This is a genomic window from Brevibacillus sp. MCWH (assembly GCF_013096935.1).
GTDB lineage: Bacteria > Bacillota > Bacilli > Brevibacillales > Brevibacillaceae > Brevibacillus > Brevibacillus aydinogluensis.
This window is the reverse complement of the sequence record NZ_SDLF01000245.1, coordinates 1-387: the sequence shown is the minus strand read 5'-3', so window position 1 is coordinate 387 and position 387 is coordinate 1. Positions and strand designations below refer to the sequence as shown.

1 protein-coding gene is annotated in these 387 nt (G+C 28.7%); it reads right to left on the bottom strand.

Annotation, left to right across the window (positions count from 1 at the left end):
• The coding region (locus ETC00_RS20295) for a TCP-1/cpn60 chaperonin family protein (RefSeq protein WP_171567800.1) at window positions 1–387 on the bottom strand (387 nt) is incomplete at both ends.

The window sequence follows — 387 nt, the reverse complement described above, 5'->3', positions numbered from 1 at the left end:
AACAAGATGAGCAGAAATTAATGATAAGCGATAAATTTCTTCTAATTCAGGATCTGTTTTAGGATCAATTTTTACAGACTTAGAAATAATCTTTTTAGAAATATCATCAACAACTTCTTTTAATAAGCTCATAAATTCTTTAGGTCTAACATTTTTCATTAAATCAGACTCTTCAAGTCTTTTTAAAATAGAGTAAGCTGATACAATGGAAGATGTACTTCCATCTCCTACTTTGATTACAACTTGTGCACTGATGTTTAATAATAATTGCATAATATTTTGGTCGATATTATCTTCGAAATTAATTTTCTTAAGGATAGACCATCCGTCTTTAGTAATGTGCATTTCACCAAATTTTTCAATAATTGTAGTAGCCCCATATGGACC